Origin of the sequence: Lachnospira sp. (genome assembly GCF_016290755.1) — a bacterium.
GTDB lineage: Bacteria > Bacillota > Clostridia > Lachnospirales > Lachnospiraceae > Lachnospira > Lachnospira multipara.
In genome coordinates, this window is the sequence record NZ_JAEEVD010000008.1 from 23,615 (window position 1) to 45,916 (window position 22,302).

Below are 22,302 nucleotides of genomic sequence, written 5' to 3' on the forward strand. Positions count from 1 at the left end.
TTAAATCTCTAATATAAAGAAAGACTGGTAAGTAATTTTTTACTTACCAGTCTTATTAATTTCTTTATTTTCTTAAAATATCAAGGGTATGACCACCTGCTCCAATCAAATCCTGTCTTTCACAGGTTGATAGATGGTATTTAATGAATTCCTCATACTCCTCTTCTGATAAAGCATTAAGGAATTGTCTAATATAATTTGCAGGGCCATCAGGAGAAATAATCTTCTCTCTTTTAAGTCCTAGTTCTTCATTTAATTCATTAATGTTCTCAATTCGCATATAGTCATATAAATCCTTAGTAGAAGAAATTGTCTTATAATCCTTATCAAATCTTCCCTCTTCTAGGCATTCCATTATATGCTTTTCCTTAAAGGCATAAGTTATAACGCTATATTCATTCATAATATAGGCAACCAAGATATATCCTCCTGGCTTTACAACTCTCTTAGCTTCGCTAAGAGCCTTTAACTTATCTTCCTTTGAAAATAAATGATACATTGGTCCAAATAAAAGCGCCATATCAAAGCTGTTATCCTCAAAACGCTTTAACTTAAGAGCGTTACCTTGATATGCCTTTACATTTGCACCCTTAGCCTTTAAAAGGCCTAGGTTATGCTTAACAAGTTCTACTGCTGTTAAGTCATAACCTTCATTGGCTAGGGGAACGCTATAAGCACCTGTCCCCGCTCCAATGTCTATAATCTTGATGTCACTTTTTGAGCTAACATCTTTTAAAATCTCATCTAAATAAATATGCACATATTTCATAGTTGTAACAAATTCAACATGACCATGTCTTGATAAGAGTCTCTTATCTTCGTTGAATTTATTATAGTGCATCTCTATTTCTGTCATTGCCATTTATAAAACTCCAATTAATGTGATGACACATATTCGCTGGCTTCCTTCGCATATGTACTATTGCTTGTTGAGAAGTCATCAATAATAATCTGATAATAAGTCTTAGCATTCTCTGTATCATTTAATGCTGCATAACTTAATGCTGCATAATATACATAATAAACGTTAGTACTGTCGCACTTATAAGCCTTTACAAAATACTGTGCTGCTGTTTCGTATTCTTTACTCTGATAAGCTGACCTACCACTCTGATAGAAGCTTGAAGCTGCATTAGATAAGGTAGCGCTTGCTATTGTATTATAAAGTGCCTTAGCTTCATCAGATGGAAGTGAGCTTACATCAATATCCATGATATATTCAGCGGCTGCTGTTGTATCGCCGTCAATGTATGCATTTGCACTACTAATTAATGAAACTAATAATGCATTAGAACCGCCTGTTCCTGAAACACCACTGAGCTGTGACTCAAGAGCTTCCTTTTGAGCTGTTAAGTCATCCACCTGTGTCTGAAGGGATGTAACCTCAATGTTAGCTGATGAGAGCTGTTCAGAATAATCAGTTAAAGTCTTATTGTAATCACTTGTTAAGCCCTTATTTCTTGCAGGCATAACAAGGAACCAAATAAGAGCTGCACCAATTACTACACCTGCTAAAATGTTAATAATTGTAATACCGCCATTGCTTGGCTCTTTATATGTTGATCTTGGAATAATAACATCATTGCCGTTAAGAGGCTTATTCTCTACATTATTCTTCTTACGCTTTGGTAAGAAAGACTTAGAAACATCCTCTTTCTTTAATGCCTGCTTGCGCTTAAGTTCAGCATCATATCTTAAGGCAATTGTGTTATTCTTATCCACCTTTAATACATAGTTAATGCACTTTTGTGCTCTCTGATCATCATCATTCTTAAGATAGAGAAGAGCAAGAAGCAACTGTGCCTTAAGTAATGAAGGATTAGAAAGTGTAATCTTCTTTAACTGAATAATAGCTAAATCAGTATTATCCTCTTTGGCATACTTTAAAGCCTGATTAAACTTCTTAATAGTACCTGTTACCATCTCAAATCTATTCTGATTTGACTGAATTCTTTTGATGTAGTCACTAGCCACATTGTCATCGATTGCAAAATTCTTAGAAATTACCCACTGTGTAAGGGCTTCAACAACTTCACCCATCTCGCAGTAAACTAAACCTAAGAGGTTTCTTGCATTAATATTATACTTGTTAATCATTAAAGCAATCTTTAATGTCTCAATTGCACCAGTTAAATCACGAACTTTAGCCTTCTCAAGTGCAAGATTATAATATTTATCTGAAGCCTGGCATGTCTTTTTGTAGATTCTTACATCTTCATTACACTTAGGACATGTATTATTAGCTGTGAGAAGACTTCCACATTTAAAACATCTCATAATAACTACTTGTCCTTTCTGTCGCCTGAAATGATATTCTTCATTAAATCTGTAATATCTGGTATATCGTTATTATAAATTGCATCTTCAGCATCCTCTACCTCTAAACTAGGCTGAAACTTCTGAATTTCTTCATCAAAATCTATCATCTATTTATCCTCCAATTCTTAATTAACACATTCTTTTATCTCTCCCACTAAATAAAGAGAACCCACTGCAAAAAGGAGTTCCTCTCCATCATAGGAATTTATAAACTCACCGGCATTATCTACTGACCTAATTTCCTTATTGGTATATTTTGAAAATGTATCAATAATAATTTCCTTAGAAACTTTCCTTAAGCCTCCAACTACTGTTATGTAATATTCATCAAAACAAGCTGATTCTACAAGTTCACGAATCATCTGGCTATAGTCCTTATCACTAACAACTGAAAAAAGCAACTTAGTCTTCTTATCACTTATCTTGATAATCTCCTTAACAGACTCAATAAATCTAGCAATACCCTCTGGATTATGTCCTCCATCAATGAAGACATTCTTCTTTACTAGTTCCATTCTGCCTGGCCATCTTGTATTCTTAATGCCTATTTTAAATGCTTCTCGATCAAAATTTATCACTTTCTCACGTGCTAAAACTGCAAGCGCTGTTAAACACAGTGAAGAATTCAAAACTTGATATATTCCATTAGACCCTATCGAAAAACAATCATTCTTATAATAATCATTATCAAGGAAAAAATCAATATTTGCCAAAGATATTTCCTTAATACGATACATCTCCTTATTCACACTGTAGATTTTAAAGAAATTATTGTTAGAATTTACTTCATTAAATCTGTTTCGAATTACTTTTGTAACCACCGGATCATTTGAATTAAAGACTAGAGGCACATTTTCCTTAATAATTCCTGCTTTTTCTGTAGCAATCTTCTCAATTGTGTCTCCAAGAATGGCTGTATGCTCAAGACTTACTCCCGTAATTATTGAACAAATCGGACTTTTAACCGCATTAGTTGCATCAAGTTTTCCACCAAGGCCTGTTTCTAATACTACAAAATCCACATTATTCCTTTTGTAATACACCATAGCCACCGCCATAAGTAAATCAAAGTAGGCATACTCCTCATCCTTTGCGGCAAGCATTACAGTGTTTAGGCAGGCCAAAAAGTCCTCATCAGAAATATCTATATTATTTATCTTAATACGCTCATTAATCTTAACTAAATGTGGGGAAGTAAAAAGCCCCACCTTATAATTTAGCTCCTTTAAACAGCTAGCTAGAAAGGCACAACAAGAACCCTTTCCATTAGTTCCAGCTACGTGAATTACATTTAAATAATTTTCTGGATTTTTAAGACTCTTAAGAAGTCTAGTCTCTCTTTCTACTCCAGTTTTACTAGCAAACTGTCCTAGCTCGTCTAAATATTTACACGCACTCTCATAATCCTTAAATTGCATTACAAGTCCTCTTTCTAATTCTTACAAGTTTTATCATTTTGCTTATGTCGCATTTTTTCAATCTGCGAAAGCTTAGGCTAGATAATATCCTTGCAAAGAAAATTTTCTATCTTTATAGTGGCATATTCCCTTATGGAAATATAAACCTTAATCTCCCTTTCTTCAAGAGATAAATCATAGTAATTATCCTCTTGCTCAATTTCAAGAAGCATCCTCTCAATTTCAAGCCTCTCTTCAAAGCTAAAACGGATAATTAAATTTTGGAAAATGCTTGGGTCAAATTTAAGCTTATTAAAACGCTTACTCCACTTCCCCATAAGCTCATCCGCCCTAAGACTAAGCTCAGAAAAGCTCTTCTTTTTAAGCTCTGACAAAGTCTCTTTTTCAAGCTCAATACTTTTTTTATTTTCCTCAAGTTGCTCTTTTGTCTGAAGCAATTTATTAGACTTCTTCTCAGCAATATCCGAGCTTCTATCCATTTTACGCTTTGTTTCATTCACCTTATTATAATAGACCTTTGTTTCTGGCTGAGGTCGTTTTTTTTCAAGATAGTCAGCCTTCTTTGCATCAAGCAGATCAAACTCTTCCTTGGCCTCATAAAAGCCCTCCATGACCTCTTTAATCTCCTCATCTAGCTTAAGAGCTGTGGCCTCAAGACTATCTCTTTTCTTTTCTAACTCATCTATCCTTTTTTGAACAGTAATCTCACCCTTTAGACTCTCTCTAAAAAGTCTGTCCTTTTCTTTTTCTTCCTCTAAGATCGTGTCACTAGCCCCTGATGGCAGCTTTTCATTACCATAAGAAAACTTCCTGCCAGAGTTCCTACTTAATTTGAAAATAAGTCTCGCTATCAAGATTCTAGAAACCCTTCCAAGACCTCTAATAGTCTGGAATACCACACTTAAATCCACATCTAGAAACTTAAAGGCATCCTCCCCAAGTAATTCTAAGCTAAGCTTTAGTTTCTCCACATCCTTTCTCTTTCTTAGAGCTAGGATAATTCCCTTAGCATTAAAGGCTGTGGGCATAATAGCCTCTTGAAGCTTTCGCTTATTTTCAAGGCTAAGTCTAGCAAGGGCCCTGTCTAATAGCTTAATAGTTTCTTTTAGGTCATCCTCAGATAGATTTTGCAAATGCGAATAGAATGCGTTAATTAAAAGCTTCTCGTAATTTGCAGCAATCTCATCAATCTTTGAGCCCACTGGCTTATAAAGATTTATATTGAAGCCGTAAGCCGCAATATCCACCAAGGCTTTTGTAAAAATCGGACTTTCGACATCCCCTTCATATTCCTTGCCATTAATCTCCTTGTAAGCCTGCAAAAGCTTTTTATACATGTCCTCCATAAGCTCTTTTCTAGATATCTTTGAAAGCTCCACATACCTATCCATGACCTCGTCAGAACTTGTCTTATATTTGTAATTTATCACCTGTTTACTTGTAAAGGTTTCTGAAAATGCATTTGCCACATCCGCAAGGCCAGACAAGATGCGATTTCCCGCCTCCTTTGCCACGCTAGACATATTTACCCCATCAAAAAGAGCTATCTGCATTCTTATTTCATTATCATCAAGTAAATTCATAAGCTTTACAATATTAGCCATAATTCTATCCTCTCAAAAGCTTTAAGCCAATCCCCATTAGGCTCTAGTCAAACTGAAATGTATTAACAATCTCGTTTCCTGCTTCCTTATAAGTTTCAAACTCCTCTTCTGCGCAAGCAAAGGTAACAATATAGACCTTCTTGTCCCCTTCATTATAGAAGTAAGTCTGCTGGCCCTTCACCACATAGCCATTAGTTGTGTAGCTATATATAAGAGAAGTTGTATAAACTCCGTTAACATCCTTATTCTCTCCATCCTCAACTGCATAGCCAGACTGCACAAGCTTAGTCTTTGCAGCATCTAAATACTTATCAGCATCCATTGAAGAATATGCTGATAAATCTTCAATAATAATATTAAGGTTTCTTGCAAAATCCCCAGTTATATTAGAGTCATAAATCATTAAATCTAGACTTTCATTACTTGTCTTTGCATCTGCCCAGTTACTTGGAGCAGAAATTGTGTAACCTGTTCCCTCGTAAAGGTTGCCTAGATTCACCACATTTCCTTCAGAATCCACTTCTGTCATTTCTGTACTCTTGTTTGTTGTTCCCTTAGACTTTTTCTTACCTCCGCAGGCAGCCAATGAAAATACACTAATTGAAACTAAACCTAATAGTGCCATTTTCTTTAATCTAGTCTGTAAAGTCTTGCTTATCATATAAGCCCCTCCTTATTTATTATGTGTAAAATGTATCTCCACTTTGTATCCAAAAAATGCAGGAATTCATTCTATCCCGCAAAATTGCTATCTTAAATAATTTTAATACAAAAAAGGACAAAAGAAAAGCGTATAAAAGCTATATCTGCAAAAAACAAACATCTCTTTTATACGCTTAACAATCGTATGAACTAATATTTATAAAAAACTAAAATCTATAATTTAAGACTTTCTAATCTATGATTAGCAAACACCCTGAGCGAGCATTGCTTCAACTACCTTCTTGAAACCAGCAATGTTAGCACCAGCTACGTAGTTGCCTTCCATGCCGTATTCCTTAGCAGCTTCATCGATATTGTGGTAGATACCAACCATGATGTTCTTAAGCTTAGAATCAACTTCTTCGAATGTCCAGCTAAGTCTTTCAGAGTTCTGGCTCATTTCAAGAGCTGAAGTAGCAACACCACCAGCATTAGCAGCCTTACCACCTACGAAGCAAACGCCGTTAGCCTGGAAGTATTCTGTAGCATCAATTGTTGTAGGCATGTTAGCACCTTCACAAACATACTTAACACCGTTAGCTACTAAAGCCTTAGCATCTTCAAGGTCAAGTTCGTTCTGTGTAGCACATGGAAGTGCAACATCTACCTTATACTGCCATACACCGTGCTCACCGTTCTTCTTTTCGAAGTACTGAGCAGATGGCTTAGCTGCAGCATATTCTGTAAGACGAGCTCTCTTAACTTCCTTAACTTCCTTAAGAAGTTCAACATCGATACCTGACTCATCATAGATCCAACCTGTTGAATCTGAGCAAGTAACAACCTTAGCACCTAACTGCTGAGCCTTCTCGATAGCGTAGATTGCAACGTTACCTGAACCAGAAACAGCAACTGTCTTACCAGCGATGTTATCGCTATGGCACTTAATTAACTCTTCTGTTAAGTATAATAAGCCGTAACCTGTAGCCTGAGTTCTTGCAAGAGAACCACCGTATGTAAGACCCTTACCTGTAAGAACACCTTCGTAAAGGTTCTTGATTCTCTTATACTGACCAAACATGAAGCCGATTTCTCTAGCACCTGTTCCGATATCACCAGCAGGAACATCGATGTCAGCACCGATATACTTAGCAAGCTCTGTCATGAAGCTCTGGCAGAATGCCATAATTTCTCTATCTGATTTACCCTTAGGATCGAAATCAGAACCACCTTTACCACCACCGATAGGAAGTGTTGTAAGTGAGTTCTTGAAAATCTGCTCGAAACCTAAGAACTTAATAATACCTAAGTTTACTGATGGGTGAAGTCTAAGACCTCCCTTGTATGGTCCAATAGCGTTATTGAACTGTACTCTAAAACCTCTGTTAACCTGAACCTGACCATTGTCATCAACCCAAGGTACTCTAAACATGATCTGACGATCTGGCTCTGTGATTCTTTCAAGGATAGCGTTCTTTCTGTAAAGCTCCTCATTCTTCTCTACAACTGGTCTTAATGAATTAAGAACCTCTGTTACTGCCTGAATAAATTCTGGCTGGCTAGCATCTCTCTTTGATACTAAGTCTAAAACTTCATCTACATATCCCATAATTTCAAACTCCTTTAGATATTTTTATAGATGTAGGCTACGTCACATTCTTTAAGCTTCCTTCATTTCTTAAAAAATGTATCTAACACGTAGCGCTAGCATAGCTTTTATAGGTTTTAAAAGCTGTGTATAAAAGAATTAAAACTCTTTTATATCTCTACCTTGCATATTATAATTTACCAACTTAATTTTGACAAGTTGATTTAGGGTGCCACCTAAATAATTTTAGAAAATCCGAAAAATATTAATTTTAATTTGGTTGAACTATGCTTTTATATGGTCTTTAGCTTAATTATATAAAGCGTTGTATGACAAATATTTAACGTTGTCTAACAAATGTGTCACATTTTCATAAACAAGCCTTTAGATTCTTAAATATAGCCCTATCCAAAACTAATAAAGAAAGCTCCAAGAAAAGAGTTAGTCACCTCTTTCCTTGGAGCCTTAAGCAAAAGCTTTATGACAAAGCTTAATATATTAAGTTATCTGCTCTCAGACTAAAGATTATTAATCTTACTCTGCTGTTGTTGATAAGCTCTCAACATACTCATCAACGTCAAATGTCTCACCATTCATAATCTTACTCATAAGCTGGATAGCTGTATTAACACTATCATCATCAAGGAATACAACTGACATTCCTGAAAGTCCATAAACCTGTCCATTAGCTGGACCTGTTGTGCCAGATAAACTGTAGCTTTGAATATTCCAAGCTGTTGTATCCGATAACTGTTCCTTAACTAATTGAGTAATAAAGGATGTTGGCATATCTGTTAGAATCATATCACTTATTGCATCAAGTACTGTTGCATAATTAGAAAGTATTGTTGCTGAAGTTGCCTTATTAATAATACCCTTAATAGCTGCAATTTGATTACGTGCTCTTTGGAAATCACCATCTCCGAAAGCCAATCTTTCTCTTACAAAGGCAAGTGTCTGCTCACCATTAAGTTCATTCTCACCCTCATTGAATGTAAAGTTCTCATACCAAGCATTATCACCATTAGTAAATGCAACCTCGGAATTAACCGTAATTCCTCCAAGTGCATCTACAACGCCGATACAACCTGAGAAATTAAGTCTTATATAGTAATTAACATCAATTCCATAAAGGTTCTCTAATGCCTTAATTGTATTATCAACACCTGCATTACCTGCATGTGTTAACTTATCAAGTCCTGACTTACCACTATCTGTCTCAATAGTAATGTAAGAATCTCTTGGTGTAGATACAAGTAAAATCTGTCTTGTATCTGGATTAACTACAGCTAAGATATTAACATCACTATGTCCGTTATACTTAACTGTTCCATAATCATCATTTCCTGAAACAAAAATAACAAATGGCTTGCTTGCGCTTACCTTATCTGCCTCTTCAACTGTAATAGTTGTAACCAACTCAACTGTACCAATTACCTTGATATTAGATGCTAAGGTATCATCTGCTTCTTCAAGGGAAGTAAGCATCTCCTCAGAAACTAAAACTGCCTGTACATCTGAGTTATCTAAAAGTTCATCGATTGTTGTGTCCCAATTATCATAAGTCTTAAGAGATGGATGAATATTATTCTCCTTCTCTAACTGATTAACAGCGCTTTCATAAATATCAGAATCTGTTATATCAGAATAAGCATATGTATATTTAGCTGTGTCTGCAATTGACTCTGCCTCATCATCAGATAAAACAATTACATCCATAATATCAGTTCTTGTTGATACTCCCGTAATCTTGGTAAGGGTGCTTACAACTTTTGCTGAGAAAATGTAACAATATAACATTACAAAAGAAAGTAATACTGCAAGTATCTTTCCCATAAATTTCGAGTTACTAAACTGCGATGTAAAATCGTAAAGTAGCACACATACAAGGAAAATTGTAAGCGCTATCATATATTTCGTTGGTAATATATCTAATATAAAAACATTCTTAAGCATTAACACTGTTAAAACCAACTGTATTAAAACTAGGATAATTCCTATAACAGTAGCCCAACCACGTCTCTTCCTTCTACGTTCTTTTTTTGACAATTCATCTTTATTAGCAAAAAGATATTTCATGTCATTTTTTGATCTGGTAAAGAATCCTGCCATAAATGGCCTCCTTTAATTTCTTTTTTATCCATAATTTTGCCATTTCGCGGTTAAACAGCACTTATAAATCTAGCACAAAATCGTGAAAAAATAAAGTCTATCTACTTATAATCATTAATATGCTCTTCTGCATACTCATCTACATTAAACACATCACCATTCATTGTCTTAGACATTAAATCATTAGCCATTGCAATACTTGAATCATCTAGATATACAACAGACATATTCTTATAGTGATATACCTCACCTGTAGGACCCTTACCTGGCTCTGATGGTGTACCTGTTACTGCATAGCTTTGGATGTTCCAGTTCTTACCATCAGATAACTGCTCCTTAACAAGATCAGTAATAAAAGATGTAGGCATATTTGTAAGAATCATATCACTAGCTGCATCTAATACCTCATCGTATTTTGTAAGGATTGCCTTTGATGTAGCCTTATTAATAATACCTGTAATGGCTGCTTCCTGATTCTCACCTCTCTGGAAATCTCCACGAGCAAAGGCATGTCTTTCTCTAACAAAGGCAAGTGTCTGCTCACCGTTTAAGTGATTAATACCTTCGTTAAAGTGAAAATTTTCATACCAAGCATCATCACCATTAGTAAATTCCACGCTTGAATTTACATCAATACCACCAAGGGCATCCACCACATCGATACAACCAGTAAAATTAATTCTTAAATAATAATCAATATGTAAACCCTCATAGATATTCTCTAGGGCAATAATTGAGTTATCAAGTCCTGCATCACTAGCATGTGTCAACTTATCAAGACCAGATCTTCCATCATCTGTTGTAATAGTTACATAGGAATCTCTTGGTGTTGTTACAAGTAAAACCTGCTTTGTATCAGGATTTATAACCGCTATGATATTAACATCACTACGTCCTGTATATTCTGCTCTACCAAATGCATCATCTCCCGAGAGATAAACTACAAATGGATTATCGGCATCTACCTTCTTAGACTTCTCTAATTCAATTTCTGATACCACTTCCACACGACCTAAGATTTTTATTTCTGAAGAGAAATTTACATAATTTTCTTGTAAGGAAATCAAACTATCCTCTGAGATTAAAGCTACCTGAATGTCATTATTTTTCTCTAATGAACTAACTACAGTATCCCAATCACTGTAAATCTTAGTTTCAGGAGTAATCTTATCATCCTCTTCTAATTTTCCCATTGCTGATTCATAAATATCAGCATCTATCATATTGCAATATCCGTAAGTATAATTTGCTGTATCTGCAATAGACTCCGCTTTGTCATCTGCAAGCACAACCACATCAAAGACGTCTGTACGAGTTGTAACTCCGGATATCTTCGATAAAGTATCTACAACTTTTGCTGAGAAAATGTAACTATATAGCATCAAGCCTGAAAGGGCAATCGCTAATATTTTTCCCATTAACTTACTTTTGCTAAACTGTGTAATAAAGTCAAACAAAAGCACAAACACCAAGAATAGTGTTATAGCAAGCATATACCTTAAAGGTAAAATGTCTAGCGTTATAGCATTCTTTAATACAAGCACTGTTAGTACGAACTGAATCAAAACTAAAATCAAGCCTATAACAGTTCCCCATGCTCTCCTTTTTCTTCGTCGTTCCTTTTTTGTTAAGCCATCTTTTTTTGCAAAAAGATATTGCATATCATTTTTCGTATTTGTAAATATTCCTGCCATGATGGTCTCCTTATTAGTTTATTTCCATAACGTTGCCATTTAGCAGTTAAATAGCATTTCTATAATTTACCACAAAATGCAATAAAAATTAAGATTCTAACGTCATTTTTTATATTTTTGTTATTTCTCGTAACAGCATATTATGTTTATATTTACTGCTAGTTTTTGCTGCTTACTCTTCTCCGGCATCTGAATATCTACCGTAGTATTTTCCATAATATTTTCCATAGTACTTATTATCGTTTACATCAACCTTATTAAGCACAGCTCCTAGAATAGTTGTATTAGTCTTTTTAAGCTGCTCTATGGCTTTTTGCGCGTATTTATAGCCCACCATATTAGAACCTACAACAACCACAGTTCCATCGCACTCCTGAGCTACAATAGCACTATCAATTACGCTACCAATAGGTGGCGTATCAATAATTATATAATCATAAAGATCTCTTAAAACCTTAAGCAGTGTCTTAAAGACCTTATTGCCTAAAAGCTCTGTAGGATTTGGTGGAACCGGGCCTGAAAAGACCACATTTAAATTGTCCACATTAGTTCCATACATCACATCCTCAAACTTATTAATTCCTGATAGAAAATGTGTCAAACCCTTTACAGACTTATTAATCTTATATCTACCTACAAGGACAGATTTTCTTAAGTCTGCATCAATAAAGATTACCTTTTTACCAGCCTCTGCTAAGGAAACTGCTAAGTTAAAGGAAACAGTAGATTTTCCCTCGCCTGGTGTAGTGCTAGTAAACATAATCGTCTTAATATCAGAACCACACAACTGAATGTTAGTACGTAGATTTTTATAAGATTCATTTGCCCTGTAGTCTAACTTAATCAAACGCTCAATATTTATAGTCTGCATATCTACTTCCCTCTTTTCTTTGACTTTTTCTTAGATAGCTTACTTCTTCCATCATCCATTTCCTTACAAAGAGGAATCATTGAAAGTGTACTAATTCCAAGGTATTTCTCCACATCTTCGCTAGTCTTAATTGTGTCATCAAAAAGTGACTTAACAATAATTACACCCGAAGAAAAGATTATTCCTAGTAAAACACCAATGATTGTATTTCTCTTAATGCCTGTAGACTCAGGAATTGTTGCTATATTGCCCTCTTCAATAATCTCTACATCTTCAATATGCATAATCTCGCAGATTTGTGTTGCTGAAAATTGAGCAATAGAGTCGGCAATTTCCTTAGCCCTATAAGGATCTGGATTCTTTACAGAAATTTGCAAAACTCTTGAATCTGAAATTGTAGTAACAGAAATCATATCTGAGAGTTCAGAAGTAGTCATATCAAGGCTTAAATCCTCAACAACATACTCAAGAACCGGTCTTGACTGTACAAGGATAATATAATCCTTTGTAAGCTGTGTTGAAGTTTGCAAATCTGTTAAAGTGGTTGTGGAATCATCAGCTCTATTAAGAACATAGAGTTGAGTAGTTGAATTATAAACTGGAGTTATAAAAAACTTCGATGCTAGGAAAGTCGCCGCACCAAATAAGGCTCCTGTAAAGATAATTAAAATTATTTTGTCCCAAAGAATAGAGAAAAGACGACCAAGGTCTATTTCTCTTTCACCTGCTTTATTATTATCCATTTAAAACCCCTCTAATCAATAAATTCATCCCTAATAATTCTATCAGGATTATCTTTTGAAATCTTTTTAGCATAGTCATAGCCATACTTATTAGACACCCATTGCACCACATCACCCATAATTGGGCATCTCCTACCTGCGGTATGGGCATCGGTAGCTATAACATCTACTAATTTTCTCTTAAGCAAATGTTTCGCAAGCCTTTTTGCATCAGCGCCCTCTTCTCCAACTAGGGCATCTGCGTTAATCTGTAGGATTGCACCTTTTCTCTTTAGCTCTTCTGCTAAATCCTCATTAAGCATAATACTTGGATATCTCTCGATATGAGCAAGTATTGGAATTAGTCCTTCGTTTAAAATGTTTACCACTCCGTTTCTAATTGTCTGTCTGCTATCCCTATAGTCAAACTCAACTAAAACATACCTAGAGTGATTTATTGTCATGCCCCTAGCCTTAATAGACTTAGGAATATCCTGGCTATATAGAACTTCTCTACCAGCATATAGCTTAAAGTCATCATAAAGCTGTTTGGCAATTTTTTCAATTTCTCCAACTCTTCTTTCTATCTCTGCCTGTGGTAATCTACATTTTATCGGATGATAATGAGGCGTACAAACTAGTGTCTTTATGCCATCTTCATGGGCAAGCTCTAGCATTTGCACAGTAGTCTTAATATCTGCTGCCCCATCATCTGTCTCCGGTAAAACGTGGATATGTAAATCTGTCATCGAATAATCAATTCTCTTTTTTAATAATAACATCCCTCTTATCCCCTCTTTAACTGTCTTTACTCTTAGTAATCTAAGGGTTTAATTAAAGCAAATACTCCTCAATAATTGCTGCAACACCGCAATCCTCGTTGGATGGTGCAATTACATTGGCATATTTCTTTACTTCGTCATAGCCATTCTCCATAACCACTGATAAAGCTGCTACCTTTAGCATTGGAATATCATTCATGCCATCTCCACAAGCAATTAGCTCATCAGTTGTAAGGCCAATCTTTTCAAGTAATATTTTAAGAGATTCGTCCTTTGCTACATTTGCAGGAACCACTTCTAGGAAGTAATCCTCTGAGAAGAAGGCATCTACCTTACCTTCGTACTTAGCAAGAATTGCATCTCTAACTGGTAAAAGTTTTTTATGTTCACCTACTACTAAAAACTTAGAAACCTCGTAATCCACGTAATCAATAAGGCTATCTACCTTCTTAACTGTTGTGTAATTACATTTCGCCTCACGAACTACATAAATGTCGTCATCACTTTCGCAAACCACAGTTGTGTCCTCATAAGTAAGTGCCCAAACTCCATTGTCTCTGGCAAATCTGCACACATCCTCCATACAATCTCTTGGAAGTATGCGCTTATGAAGGCATTCTCCTGTCTTGCAGTCAATAATCTGGCCACCATTATAGGCAAGTATATAACCGCCTCTCTCCTTTAGTTCTAAGGCGTCGGCTATTGGCGTAATACCAAATAAGGGTCTTCCTGATGCTAGGATAACACTTACTCCTTTCTCAATAGCCTTAAAAATTGCCTCCTTATTTCTCTCTGGCAATTCCTTATTGTTATCTGTTAATGTCCCATCTAAATCTAGGGCAAGTGCTTTATATTTCATAACTAAATCCTAACTGGAGAAAAACTCCTATTTTCTTAAATTTATCATATAATTTCATTATTTACAATATGATTTACATTTTTGCTTCTAGTAAATCCTGACCTCGCATTGTAATAAGAGGTGCTCCTTTGTTCTCGATATAGTCCTTTGTAATAGTTACAGTTCCAATATTACTGTCCTTAGGAATCTCAAACATAATATCAAGCATGAACTCTTCTATGATAGAACGAAGAGCTCTAGCACCGGTTTCTTTCTTAATGGCCTTCTTAGCAATAGCTTCTAGGGCATCATCAGAAAACTTAAGCTCTACCTCATCAAGGGCAAGGAGCTTTTGATACTGAGCAAGAATAGCATTCTTTGGCTCTTTTAAAATCTTAATATAAGCTTCTTCATTTAGCTTTTGTAAGCTATACACAATTGGCAATCTACCAAGGAATTCTGGAATCATACCGTATTCTCTTAAGTCCTCTGTAGTTACCTTAGATAAAATGTTAGTATCCTCGTCATACTTATCCTTTAAATCAGCGTTAAAGCCGATTGAAGCTGACTTTGTAAGACGGTTCTTAATAATCTCTTCAAGATCTGGGAAGGCTCCGCCACAGATGAATAAAATGTTACTTGTATCCATAGTTACAAGTGGCACCATAGCATTCTTACTAGTTGCACCTACTGGTACCTCTACCTCGCTACCTTCAAGAAGCTTAAGTAAGCCCTGCTGAACTGACTCACCAGATACATCTCTACTTCTTACTTCCTTCTTCTTTGCAATCTTATCTATCTCATCAATAAAGACAATACCCTTCTCTGCCTTCTCTACATCATTATCTGCTGCCATTAAAAGCTTTGATAATACAGATTCAATATCATCACCAATATATCCCGCCTCTGTAAGAGATGTGGCATCTGTAATAGCTAGTGGCACCTGAAGGATTCTTGCAAGTGTCTTTACTAAATATGTCTTACCTGAACCAGTTGGTCCAATCATAAGCATGTTAGACTTCTCAATCTCAATTTCTTTTTGAGTATCTGTTGCAACCCTCTTATAGTGATTATAAACAGCTACAGACATAACCTTCTTTGCATAGTCCTGACCAATAACATAGTCATCAAGCTTAGCCTTGATTTCATGAGGAGCAGGCAAATGTGCTAAATCAATTTCAGGGAAGTCCTTCTTCTTTTCTTCCTTCTTCTTAACCTTACCCTTCTTTGTCTGATTCTCATTATTAGGTGTAAACATATTCATACCAAAACCATTTAAATAGTCATTAGGTAATGGATAGTTATTTAACTGGTCAAAAGTTCTTTGCATGCAGTCATCACAAACTGTAATGTTATTAGGTAAATCTATCATTCTACCCTTAACCTGAGACTCTGATCTTCTACAGATAACGCAGAACTTCTCATAGCCTCTTTTATTAGTATCATTAGAATTATTATCAGCCTTAGTTTCAGAATTATCACTAGTAGATGTATCTACTTCTTTATAATCATCATTACTCATGAGTCAACCTCCAATATCACGTAAATCTAAACTTTTTCCTTTGATATTATATCATAGCGTTAATTTTAAACCCATAAAATAAGCATAAAAAAATCTTTGGAGATTATTATCTCCAAAGATTTTTTATAAATATATCAATTGTACTTCCATTAATTCTTATAACCTAAAGTTACATCCACTGTCTTTAATACGTATGATGAACCTTCTAGGTGATAATATTCTACCGTTACTGTCTCACCTGCACTATAATATTGCAGCAAGCTTTGTAGTCCGGACATACTTGATATTGTATTATCATCAAAGCCTACAATAATATCATAGCTTTCAAGACCAGCCTTTTCAGCTGCTGAATCTGACTGAACTGTTCTAATGAGAACGCCTGTAGGATAACCATATACTGATGCATAGTAGTCTGTAATATCTACACCTGCAATACCAAGATATGCTGCTTCATCTTCCGATACCTTAGTACGTGTTTCCTTATTCATAAGTGAGTTAATTAAGTCAACTACATTTGAAATAGGAATTGCATAGGCCATACCCTCTACACCATCACTACTTGTCTTAGCAAAGTTAATAGCAATAACCTTACCGTCTGAATTAATTAAAGCACCACCTGAGTTACCTGAATTAATTGCTGCATTTGTCATAATAAGGCCAGTAAATTCTGTGTTATCTACTGTGATTGATCTATTAAGTGCTGAGATAATACCTGTTGTTACTGACTGTCCTTCACCAAGGGCATTACCAATAGCTACTACCTGCTGTCCAACCTTAATCTCTGAAGTATAATCTAACTCAGCGATGGCAATGGCACTAATTGTGTCACTTGAAAGATCTGAGATGTTAATTGCAACTACTGCAATATCCTGGTCTGATTTTGAACCCTTAACTGTTGCAGAAGCTGATGAACCATCAACAAATACTGCAGTTAAGTTATCAATGTCATCTACTACATGGGCATTAGTTACAACAAGGATTTCACTATCATTTTGACCAATAATAATACCTGTACCTGCACTAGTTGCCTCATAAGACTGTGTTCCAATTCCAAAGCTTGATGAACTTGTTACTGTTGTTGTTCCATTAAGCTCAACCATTGCTGGTAAAAGAGCTTCTGAAATAGATTCTGTATCTATTGTTGTTGATCCAGATGAAAGGTCCGTATCTGAATCTGATGAAACTGATGATACAGTTGAAACTGTTGCTATTGAAGCTTTCTCTGTGGAAGAAGAGCTTGTATCTGAAATGTACTTATTAGCGTAGTAGTTAACGCTATACATAACAGATCCTGCAATACCGCCAAAAAGAATAGCTATCATTACAAAGCAGGCAGCCTTCTTTAAAAACTTTCCTGTAAACTTAATAGGCTTTCTTGGCTTCTTTGGCTTCTCAACCTTTATATTTGACTGGTTGTATGTGTTAAAGCCCTGAGTACTTTGTCCTGTAGCTGAGTTAAAACCATAGGCTGTGTTATTATTATAAGTTCCTGTTCCATAGTTTTGATTATATGTGTTAGTTATATCAGCTCCAAAATTATTTGTTGTGTTTGTGTAACCTGTGTTAGCACTTGTCTCTGATGTATTAGCAGTTGTGTTCTGTCCTGCATTGTCAGATTGATTAATGTCGCTAGCACTCATACGATACTGTGAATCGTCATTGTTGTACATTTTTATCAGCTCCTTATCTTCTTTGTTCTTAGAATGAATTGGGTCTTCCTCTATCCAATCTCTTTAGCAACATTTCCACTTTTTAAGTTAAAAAAGACACATCGTTGCTATGCTTTAAATATAGCAACGAAATGTGTCTTATTTGTGTTTCTATTATTAAGATTATGTGTTTAATCTTATTCCTAATTTAGTAGTCAAGACTCGATCACAATTGAATTAAGCCTCAACAATGTCCATAACAGCCTTTGTAAGCTCCTCTAACTTAGCGTTAGCATCATCAAGTGATGTACCCTTAACGCCCATGTAGAACTTAATCTTTGGCTCTGTACCAGAAGGTCTTGCACAGCACCAAGCATCATCTGTTAAGTCGAAGTAAAGAACGTTAGAGCTTGGAAGACCAGTCTTTGACTTAGCACCTGTAGCAATATCTGTCTTCTCATCGATCTTATAATCTCTAAATTCCTTAACATCCCAAGCACCAAACTTCTTAGGAGGGTTGCTTCTTAAGCTATTCATTAATTCCTGAATCTTCTCAGCACCTGTAGCACCCTTCATAGTAATAGCCTTCTGGCCTTCCTTGAAGTAACCGTACTTGTTAAAGATGTTCATCATCTGATCCCAAAGAGTGATACCCTTTGACTTATAGTAAGCTGCTGCTTCAGCAAGTGACATAACAGCAACGATAGCGTCCTTATCTCTAGCATGTGTACCAACAAGGCAACCATATGACTCTTCGAAACCGAATTCATAGAAGTGGCTGTTGTTGTTCTGCTCAAAGAACTTAATCTGTTCACCAATGAACTTAAATCCTGTTAATACTTCAATAAGCTCTAAGTTATATTCCTTAGCTACTGGAGCTGCCATATTAGTTGAAACAATTGTTGTAACTAATGCGCCATTGTCATGAAGCATTCCCTTTTCCTTACGAACTGAAAGTAAGTATTCAGCAATAATCATAGCTGACATATTACCTGTAAATGCCATATATTCGCCAGTCTTTGTATCCTTAGCGTAAATACCAAGTCTATCAGCATCTGGATCTGTTGCAAGAATGATATCAGCATCAACTTCCTTAGCAAGCTTTAATGCATATGTGAAAGCCTTAGGATCTTCTGGGTTTGGATATTCAAGTGTTGTGAAGTTAGGATCTGGATCCTTCTGCTCTTCTACAACATAAACATGCTTAAATCCTAAGTCCTTTAAGATTCTTCTTACTGGAATAGAACCTGTACCATTAAATGGTGAGTAAACAATCTTAATATCATCAGCTACGCTCTTAATGATGTCACCGTTGATGCACTGTGTCTTAAGTGCTGCATAGTACTTCTCATCAATATCGTAACCAATTGTATTGTAAAGACCAAGTGCTTCAGCTTCATCCTTAGGCATTGTCTTTACTGTTGACCAATCATTGATAGCATTAACTTCTTCAATGATCTGCTTATCCTTAGGTGCTGTAATCTGAGCACCGTCTTCCCAGTATACCTTATAACCATTGTATTCTGGTGGGTTATGAGAAGCTGTTACCATTACACCTGCTGTACAACCAAGTTCTCTTACTGCAAATGAAAGCATTGGTGTAGGACGAAGTGATGGATAAATATATGCCTTAATGCCATTAGCTGCAAGGCAAAGAGCTGTAGCTTCTGCAAATTCTCTAGACATTCTTCTGTTATCATGAGAAATAGCAACGCCCTTGTCCTGTGTTCCTTCCTTTAAAATGAAATTAGCAAGTCCTTGGGTAGCCTTACTAACAACGTAAATGTTCATTCTGTTAGTACCAATACCAATTACTCCTCGAAGACCACCTGTACCAAACTCTAAGTCTCTATAGAATCTGTCTTCGATTTCTTTCTCGTCTCCTTCAATAGCCTTTAATTCGGCCTTTGCTTCGTCACTAAAATAGTCATTAGTGAGCCATTCCTTATAAGTCTCTAAATAACTCATTAACTTATACCTCTTTCTTTTTTTATATTTATTTCCCTCTTACCCTGCCTAGCAGGGAACAATATAATAAGACACCCAAGTCGTCTTTTATATCGTTAACCTCAACTAAAAAAGGGTATAACCATTTTCAGCCAAGGCTCTGACTCAAAAACGATTATACCCCATTATTAAATTTTTATCAATTCTCATTCATTGATTTCACGAAAGCATTTGTAACATTTTCCAATGCTTCCTCTTCATCCTCACCCTCAGCTCTAAGTTTTATAACGTCACCGCTATTAACTCCTGATGCAAGAACAGATATGATGCTTTTAGCATTCGCTCTTCTTTTATACTCTCCATATTCAAATGTGATATGTGATTCATACTTCATTGCTTCATCGCTCATTGCTCCTGCTGGGCGTAGATGAATTCCTAACTTACTCGTTATCACAATATCCTTCTCAACCATCATTCCCTCCAAATATATCTAGCCGCTTGCTGTGGTTGCCTCTGTATCTGATTTCAAACTAACGGATACGGTATAAGAGCCCTGCAGGCTACAACCTGTCGGCAAAGTTATAGTCACTGCCACACTATATGTACCCTCTTGATATCCTGAAAGATCAATCGACATAGCAATATTGGAAGCTGACACGCTATTTAGCACCTCGCTTGCCCCAGTTATGGTTATGTCAAATGTGCCTGAATCACTATAAGTTAAACTAAGGTCATCAGATAAACCTTTCACCACGATAGCTGACTTATCCATTGTAATTACTTTTGATTCCTGTGGCTCAATATCCACAGTAACTATAAGTGTTCCATCTGATATTATTGTAACATCATTGCTTACATAATTCGATAGGTTAAACTTATATTCTCTATTATTTGAGAAACCTTCTATATTAAGATTAGCAGAAGGAATCACAATTGCATCCACACCTTCAATATCTTCGCTAGAACCGACAATAGTTGCCTCCGACTGGTTTTGAGTTACACCTACTAAAATGTATCCCGTTGCGGGAGTTCCCGTGGTCTCCACTTTAATTGGCACAACCTTTGTCTTACCAATCTCTGCCGAATAACTTGCGCTAGCCTGTGATAATTCTATAGTATCATCTGTTACTACATTGTAATCCTCATCATAAAGTGTTATGGCAGAATCTCCTGTCAAATTAGAGCTTACATCTGTTAAATCAATTGATACCACTGCGTGAGCAATGGACTCAATTACTGAAGAAGCCCCTGTAACATCTACTGAAGTAGGGCTAAGTGTTACATTTGACAAAGCGTAACCAGAAGCTAAATTACCTGTAGTCTGGGATTCCAATGTAAATGTAGTAGTAGTTCTATTCTCAATACTTAATTTAATAGCTGTAGTCTTTGGAGTTGCCTCAACGCCCTCCACTACATTGCCATCCTTTACAACAGACACCTTAATATCCACATAATCAGAATATGCAGTTACATTACTAAGATCTGCTGTCGCAACGATATCACTAGCTGTAATATCAGTAATAATGCTCTTTGGGCCACTAACGCTAACGGAAATCTTACTGCCCTCAACCACTTCATAAGAGTAGTTCTTATCAGTAAGGTTCTCAGTATTTAAAAGTGTAACCGTTACATTACTGAAGGTGTAGCTAGTACTTGGATCATAAATATTTACTATAACCGTCCAGAGAATCAAAGCAACGATTATAGAAAGGATTTTTAATGTGAAATTCTTAAATATCTTTTCCTTCATTCCTTAGCCTTCCTCTCCATAGTCTGAATGATTTTACGTCCATATTTCTATTTCTTGTATACTCTAACTTATTTCTTAAAGAGTCTTCATCAATATCATGAATAAGCTCGCCACCTACAGCCACTGATACCTTACCTGTCTCCTCAGAAACAATTAAGGTAATACAGTCTGTAACCTCGCTTATACCAAGACCAGCTCTATGTCTAGTTCCCAAAGCTTTATTAATATTAGTACTATCAGAAAGTGGCAAATAACAAGTAGCTGCCACAACTCTGTCCCCTCTCACAATTACTGCACCATCGTGAAGAGGCGTATTATGTTCGAAAATGTTTATAAGTAACTGGCTTGTAACAATACCGTCAACTTCAATACCAGTTCTTTCATATTCATCAAGTATCATATCCTGCTCAATTACAATTAAAGCACCTGTGTAAACTGCGCCCATCTCGTAACAAGCTCTAACAATAGCATTCACTGTATCTGAGCTAAATCTTTCATTCTTAGTTCTCTCACCAAAATTAATGAAGCTAGTAACAATTCTCTTTCTACCAAGCTGTTCTAGTGCTCTTCTTAATTCTGGCTGGAAAATAATTACCAGGGCGATAATGCCAACGCTAATAGTCTTACTTGCAATCCATAAAATGGTTTTAAGATTAAGTACGTAAGCAAATAGAGCAAATACGACTACTATGATGATGCCTTTAAGTAATGCCCAGGCCTTTGTATTCTTAATCCAAACTAATACGTTATAAATTACGAAAGCAATAATTATAATCTCAATTATGTCTGACCAAGATATTCTTGGTATGTAGAGACTCGACAAATATTTTTCTAAAGACATCTT

Annotated in this window: 19 protein-coding genes; all 19 read right to left on the reverse strand. The window is 35.8% G+C overall.

Going from position 1 to position 22,302, the window contains the following annotated elements:
• Window positions 1–64: 64 nt before the first annotated feature.
• Window positions 65–856 (reverse strand): class I SAM-dependent methyltransferase, encoded by a 792-nt coding sequence (locus tag QVA17_RS03750; protein ID WP_287386595.1) that lies wholly within the window; start codon window positions 854–856, stop codon window positions 65–67.
• Between the two features lie 20 nt (window positions 857–876).
• Window positions 877–2,277, reverse strand: coding sequence for a tetratricopeptide repeat protein (locus QVA17_RS03755; protein WP_287386546.1), 1,401 nt, complete (start codon window positions 2,275–2,277; stop codon window positions 877–879).
• Window positions 2,278–2,282: 5 nt separating this feature from the next.
• Complete coding sequence (locus QVA17_RS03760; protein ID WP_169449133.1) at window positions 2,283–2,426, reverse strand: hypothetical protein; 144 nt, start codon at window positions 2,424–2,426, stop codon at window positions 2,283–2,285.
• Between the two features lie 18 nt (window positions 2,427–2,444).
• Complete coding sequence (locus tag QVA17_RS03765) at window positions 2,445–3,737, reverse strand: bifunctional folylpolyglutamate synthase/dihydrofolate synthase (RefSeq protein WP_287386548.1); 1,293 nt, start codon at window positions 3,735–3,737, stop codon at window positions 2,445–2,447.
• A 77-nt stretch (window positions 3,738–3,814) separates the two neighbouring features.
• Window positions 3,815–5,341, reverse strand: a complete 1,527-nt coding sequence (locus tag QVA17_RS03770) for a hypothetical protein (protein WP_287386549.1) — start codon at window positions 5,339–5,341, stop codon at window positions 3,815–3,817.
• Between the two features lie 43 nt (window positions 5,342–5,384).
• Window positions 5,385–6,002, reverse strand: a complete 618-nt coding sequence (locus tag QVA17_RS03775) for a hypothetical protein (RefSeq protein WP_287386551.1) — start codon at window positions 6,000–6,002, stop codon at window positions 5,385–5,387.
• A 243-nt stretch (window positions 6,003–6,245) separates the two neighbouring features.
• Window positions 6,246–7,592, reverse strand: a complete 1,347-nt coding sequence (gdhA, locus tag QVA17_RS03780) for an NADP-specific glutamate dehydrogenase (RefSeq protein WP_287386552.1) — start codon at window positions 7,590–7,592, stop codon at window positions 6,246–6,248.
• A gap of 513 nt (window positions 7,593–8,105) precedes the next feature.
• The gene (locus QVA17_RS03785; RefSeq protein ID WP_287386554.1) at window positions 8,106–9,683 is read right to left on the reverse strand and encodes an LCP family protein; all 1,578 of its coding nucleotides are present in this window, start codon (window positions 9,681–9,683) and stop codon (window positions 8,106–8,108) included.
• A gap of 101 nt (window positions 9,684–9,784) precedes the next feature.
• Window positions 9,785–11,377 (reverse strand): LCP family protein, encoded by a 1,593-nt coding sequence (locus tag QVA17_RS03790; RefSeq protein WP_287386556.1) that lies wholly within the window; start codon window positions 11,375–11,377, stop codon window positions 9,785–9,787.
• A 172-nt stretch (window positions 11,378–11,549) separates the two neighbouring features.
• Window positions 11,550–12,248 carry a polysaccharide biosynthesis tyrosine autokinase gene (locus QVA17_RS03795; protein WP_027430227.1) on the reverse strand — a complete coding sequence of 233 codons (699 nt, stop codon included), beginning with the start codon at window positions 12,246–12,248 and terminating at the stop codon, window positions 11,550–11,552.
• 2 nt (window positions 12,249–12,250) lie between these two features.
• Entirely contained in the window at window positions 12,251–12,991 is a 741-nt protein-coding gene (locus QVA17_RS03800; protein WP_287386558.1) for a YveK family protein, read from the reverse strand.
• Between the two features lie 11 nt (window positions 12,992–13,002).
• Window positions 13,003–13,752, reverse strand: a complete 750-nt coding sequence (locus tag QVA17_RS03805; RefSeq protein WP_027430225.1) for a CpsB/CapC family capsule biosynthesis tyrosine phosphatase — start codon at window positions 13,750–13,752, stop codon at window positions 13,003–13,005.
• A gap of 52 nt (window positions 13,753–13,804) precedes the next feature.
• A complete protein-coding gene (locus QVA17_RS03810) occupies window positions 13,805–14,611 on the reverse strand; it encodes a Cof-type HAD-IIB family hydrolase (protein WP_103952405.1) in 807 nt (268 codons plus the stop codon).
• A gap of 73 nt (window positions 14,612–14,684) precedes the next feature.
• Entirely contained in the window at window positions 14,685–16,112 is a 1,428-nt protein-coding gene (clpX, locus tag QVA17_RS03815; protein ID WP_287386561.1) for an ATP-dependent Clp protease ATP-binding subunit ClpX, read from the reverse strand.
• A gap of 149 nt (window positions 16,113–16,261) precedes the next feature.
• Window positions 16,262–17,782, reverse strand: a complete 1,521-nt coding sequence (locus tag QVA17_RS03820; RefSeq protein WP_287386563.1) for a S1C family serine protease — start codon at window positions 17,780–17,782, stop codon at window positions 16,262–16,264.
• Between the two features lie 216 nt (window positions 17,783–17,998).
• Window positions 17,999–19,729 carry a phospho-sugar mutase gene (locus QVA17_RS03825; RefSeq protein WP_027430221.1) on the reverse strand — a complete coding sequence of 577 codons (1,731 nt, stop codon included), beginning with the start codon at window positions 19,727–19,729 and terminating at the stop codon, window positions 17,999–18,001.
• A gap of 178 nt (window positions 19,730–19,907) precedes the next feature.
• Window positions 19,908–20,180, reverse strand: coding sequence for an HPr family phosphocarrier protein (locus tag QVA17_RS03830; RefSeq protein ID WP_027430220.1), 273 nt, complete (start codon window positions 20,178–20,180; stop codon window positions 19,908–19,910).
• A gap of 18 nt (window positions 20,181–20,198) precedes the next feature.
• On the reverse strand, window positions 20,199–21,458 hold the full coding sequence (locus tag QVA17_RS03835; RefSeq protein WP_287386565.1) for a CdaR family protein: 1,260 nt from the start codon (window positions 21,456–21,458) through the stop codon (window positions 20,199–20,201).
• Window positions 21,439–22,299 carry a diadenylate cyclase CdaA gene (gene cdaA / locus QVA17_RS03840; RefSeq protein ID WP_287386566.1) on the reverse strand — a complete coding sequence of 287 codons (861 nt, stop codon included), beginning with the start codon at window positions 22,297–22,299 and terminating at the stop codon, window positions 21,439–21,441. Before cdaA ends, QVA17_RS03835 begins: the two co-directional genes overlap by 20 nt.
• Window positions 22,300–22,302: the final 3 nt, after the last annotated feature.